Source organism: Kitasatospora sp. NPDC007106 (assembly GCF_040634455.1).
Taxonomy (GTDB): Bacteria; Actinomycetota; Actinomycetes; order Streptomycetales; family Streptomycetaceae; genus Kitasatospora; species Kitasatospora arboriphila.
This window is the reverse complement of sequence record NZ_JBEYFP010000041.1, coordinates 21165-23810: the sequence shown is the minus strand read 5'-3', so window position 1 is coordinate 23810 and position 2646 is coordinate 21165. Positions and strand designations below refer to the sequence as shown.

The 2646-nt window shown below is 74.7% G+C and carries 2 protein-coding genes; both read left to right on the top strand.

The features are described 5' to 3' along the window. Positions 1-134: 134 nt before the first annotated feature. Positions 135-662, top strand: a complete 528-nt coding sequence (locus tag ABZ641_RS07195) for a hypothetical protein (protein ID WP_359979814.1) — start codon at positions 135-137, stop codon at positions 660-662. A gap of 206 nt (positions 663-868) precedes the next feature. Further along, positions 869-2646: DEAD/DEAH box helicase (locus ABZ641_RS07190; RefSeq protein WP_359979811.1), on the top strand; the 1778-nt coding region annotated here is incomplete at its 3' end.

Below are 2646 nucleotides of genomic sequence, written 5' to 3'. Positions count from 1 at the left end.
GCCCACCCGGGCCCACCGCCCTCCGGTGCCCAACGCCCGGACGGGGGCGCCGGCCGTGTCCGACGGGCCCCGCCGCGCGTTGGGCACCGGAGGGCGGTGGGCCCGGGTGGGCGGTGCGAGAGGTGGCTCGGGAGATGGCTGGGGTGATGGCCGCGGTGCGGCCGGGCGGGTCGAGGCGGCGGCGCGCGGTCGCCGGCGCGGCACTGGCGGCGCTGGCGGGGCTGGGGCTGAGCGGGTGCATGGCGGTGGGAGCGGGGTCGGCCGAACTGCAGGGCAGCGACCGGAACACCGGCCAGGGCGACCTGCCCGGGGACTCTGGGGCGCCGGGGGCGCGGGCGGCGGGCGGCAAGCACGCCGGGCACGGAACGGTGGTGCCCGCGGCGGCCGCGCGGCCGGGGGCGAAGCCGTCCGGTTCGACGGCCGCGAGCGCCCCGCCGCAGACCCCGCCCCCGGCCGGCCCCTCGCCCGCCCCGTCGGCGTCGCTGCCGGCCAACCGGAGCGTGGAGACGCCCGAGCCGCATCCGACCGCCGGGCCCACCGGCCCGACCCCCTCGGCCACCCCGGCGCCGGAACCGAGCGCCAGCGCGCAGCCCACGCCCTCCGACTCCGGCTCGCTGCCGAGCCTCCCCGGTTCCTCGGGTTCCGGCGGAGGTTCGGGCTGATCATCAACGGGTTGGCCAGCAGGTTTGCCTCTGATCCCCAGGTTCCTCTATGGTGGTAGATCGTTCGTTTGATCCATTTGACTGGCGCCCTGATTCCCTTGAAACGGCGCCCTTGGCGCGTTCCGGCGATCCGTGGCTGACCGCATAGAGGCGGTTGTGAAACAGAACCCCGGACTTTGGCGCGTGCCACTTCCGGAAGGTTTTGCATGTCTCTCGTTGACGACGCCCGCTTCGCCATGCCCGCGAGCGGTCTCGACGCCGCCGACACCATCGACACCCCCGACTCCGCCGAGCTGCTCGACACCGTCGAGCACGCCGAGACGGACACCGACACCGCGGACACCGAGCCCACCGTGACCTTCGGCGACCTGGGCCTGCCGGACGAGGTCGTCCGCGCCCTCGCCAAGCGGGACGTCACCACCCCGTTCCCGATCCAGGCCGCGACCATCCCGGACGCCCTGGCCGGCAAGGACGTGCTGGGCCGCGGCCGCACCGGCTCCGGCAAGACCCTGAGCTTCGGCCTGCCGCTGCTCACCCGCCTCGCCGACGGCGAGCGCACCCGCCCCAAGCACCCGCGCGGCCTGATCCTGGTGCCGACCCGCGAGCTGGCCATGCAGGTCGCCGACGCCCTGGAGCCCTTCGGCTCGGTGCTCGGCCTGCGCCTCAAGGTGGTCTGCGGCGGCACCTCGATGTCCAACCAGATCTACGCCCTGGAGCGCGGCGTCGACGTCCTCGTCGCCACCCCGGGCCGCCTGCGCGACCTGATCAACCGCGGCTCCGCCAAGATGGACGACGTGCAGGTCGCCGTCCTCGACGAGGCCGACCAGATGGCCGACATGGGCTTCCTGCCCGAGGTCACCGAGATCCTCGACCTGGTGCCGGCCGGCGGCCAGCGCCTGCTGTTCTCCGCCACGCTGGAGAACGAGATCGACACCCTGGTCAAGCGCTACCTGAACAACCCGGTCACCCACGAGGTCGACCCGTCCGCCGGCGCGGTCACCACCATGACCCACCACATCCTCGTGGTGAAGCCCAAGGACAAGGCGCCGATCACCAACGCGATCGCCGCCCGCAAGGGCCGCACCATCATCTTCGTCCGCACCCAGATGGGTGCCGACCGCGTCGCCGAGCAGCTGGTCGAGGCCGGCGTGAAGGCCGACGCGCTGCACGGCGGCATGACCCAGGGCGCCCGGACCCGCGTCCTCGGCGACTTCAAGGACGGCTACGTCAACGTGGTCGTCGCCACCGACGTCGCCGCCCGCGGCATCCACGTCGACGGCATCGACCTGGTGCTCAACGTCGACCCGGCCGGCGACCACAAGGACTACCTGCACCGCTCGGGCCGCACCGCCCGCGCCGGCCGCTCCGGCACCGTCGTCACCCTGGTGCTGCCGCACCAGCGCCGCACCGTCTTCCGCCTGATGGAGGACGCCGGCGTCGAGGCCTCGCGCCACATCCTCGACCACGCCTTCGACGCCGAGGTCGCCAAGATCACCGGCGCCCGTTCGCTCGTCGAGGTGCAGGCCGAGTCCGCGGCCGGCATCGCCGGTGCCGCCGAGCGCGAGGTCGCCGAGATGACCCGCCAGCTGGAGCGCGCGCAGCGCCGGGCGACCGAGCTGCGCGAGGAGGCCGACCGCCTCGCCTCCCGTGCGGCGCGCGAGCGTGCCGCGCTGGGTATCGAGGACGAGCCCGCCGCCGAGACCGCCGAGACCGCCGAGGGTGCGGCCGCCGCCGAGGCGCCCGCCGTCGAGGCCGCTGCCGCCCCGGTCGAGGCCGAGCGTGCGTCGTCGTACCGCGAGGCCCGCAGCGAGCGCCCGGCGTTCACCCGGGACCGCGACCGCGAGCGCCCCTCCTTCGGCCGCGACCGCGACCGGGACCGTGACGACCGCGGTGGCCGTTCCTTCAACCGTGACGACCGCGGTGGCCGTTCGTTCGGCGACCGTGACCGCGGTGAGCGCGGCGGCTTCAACCGTGACGACCGTGG